The following is a 1,697-nucleotide window of genomic DNA, read 5'->3' as shown; positions in this document are numbered from 1 at the left end:
CAGCGCGGCGGAAGCCAGCGCGCGCCACAGGGCCGCTCGGCGGAACCGGGCGCCCTGATCCGGATGTTCCGGGCCCGGGCACTCCGGCCCGGAACATTCAGGGCCGGACGCCCCGATAGAGCCGCCGGACTGCCCATCCGCCCCATGCGCGGCGCGGAGCGCACGCCCGGCTTGCGCCACGTGATTGCCTGCATCGGTCCCGTTCTGATACGCTTGCATGGGATGCATGGTACGAACAGACCCGGCCCATGGCAAGGGGCTGTCGCGCCCCCGCCCGCACTGCCTTTCGCCCAGCTCCCATAACCCACGGAGGCCGGATGCACGGACCCACCCTGCGCGACCGCGCCCGACGCGTGCGCCGCTACGTGACCAGCGACGTGTGGCTCGAACGTGCCGAAACAGGCCCGCCCGCCCGTCGCGGCCTGGTCTGGCTTGTGCGGCGTGCCTTTCAGGCGGCGCTGGGTTTCGTGGACGACCAGTGCCTGTTGCGCGCATCCGCCCTGACCATGACCTTCGTGTTGTCCATGGTGCCCTTTCTGGCCGTGGTGTTTTCCATCACCAAGGGGCTTGGGGTGCACAACGCCGAGGCTACCCAGATGCTGCTGCTGCGCCTTGCCGCAGGCAACCCGGACACGGTGGCGCGCATCCTGGAATACGTGGAACGCACCAGCGCGGGCCGCATGGGCGCGGTAAGCGCCGCCTTTCTGCTGTTGACGGCGGGCATGCTCATGGCCAACATCGAACGCTCGTTCAACGCCATCTGGAAGGTGCGCCAGGGCCGCAGCCCGTGGCGCAAGTTCACCGATTTCTTTTCGGTGATGCTGGCCTGCCCCCTGCTGATGGGCACCGCCATCACCCTGGGCGCCAGCCTGCGCAGCGGCAAGGTGCTGGGCAGGCTGCTGGAAGTGGCCCCGGTGGGCGCGGCCTACCTGCTGCTGCTCAAGCTGGTGCCGCTGTTCATGGTCTTCGTGGTGCTGCTGTTCCTGTACTCGTACATTCCCAACACCAGGGTGCGTCCGCGCGCGGCCATGGCAGGGGCGCTGCTGGCGGCCATGGCCTGGCAGGGCGCGGAGTACGCCTACATGGTCTGGCAGGCGCGCTTCGCCAGTTACGGGCTGATATACGGCAGCTTCGCGCAGGTGCCGCTGTTCCTGATGTGGCTGTATGTTTCGTGGGCGGTGGTGCTGTTCGGGGTAGAGGTGTGCCACGCGGTGCAGAACGCGCCCACCTTCGAAAAGCACCTGCGCGCCGGAAGGGTGAGCCGCCTTGAGCGCGACCGGTTGGCCGTGCTGGCCATGCTGCTGCTTACCCGCGCCTTCGTGCGCGGCACGGGCGCGGTGCCGGGCCATCGCATGGCCGCCCTTCTGGATGCCCCGGACCACGTGCTGGACGACGTGCTGGACCGGCTGGCCCGCGAAGGCATGGTGGTGCGGGTATGCGACGATGCCCCGGCCTGGGTGCTGGGTGCGCCGCCCGACGGACTGCGCATCGCCGACGTGCTGTTGGCCGTGGCCGGGCGCACCCGTGGCGAGGGCGAGGAGCAGGTGGCCACGTCCTTCGAATTCATCAACGACACCCTGGCCCGCCTGGCCGGAGACATGGCCGCCAGCCCGGCCAACGCCACCCTGCGCGCCTACCACGACACCACCCTGCCCGACTGGTTCGACGCGGCCCCGGCCCGCGCGCCCGACGCCCCT

1 protein-coding gene is annotated in these 1,697 nt (G+C 69.9%); it reads left to right on the top strand.

What is annotated here, in order from left to right:
• Positions 1-317: 317 nt before the first annotated feature.
• The coding region (locus FVW20_RS14480) for a YihY/virulence factor BrkB family protein (protein WP_196610169.1) at positions 318-1,697 on the top strand (1,380 nt) is incomplete at its 3' end.

Source organism: Nitratidesulfovibrio oxamicus, assembly GCF_015731765.1.
GTDB lineage: Bacteria > Desulfobacterota > Desulfovibrionia > Desulfovibrionales > Desulfovibrionaceae > Cupidesulfovibrio > Cupidesulfovibrio oxamicus.
Note: the sequence above shows the minus strand (reverse complement) of the source record. Positions and strands in the feature narration are given on the sequence as shown.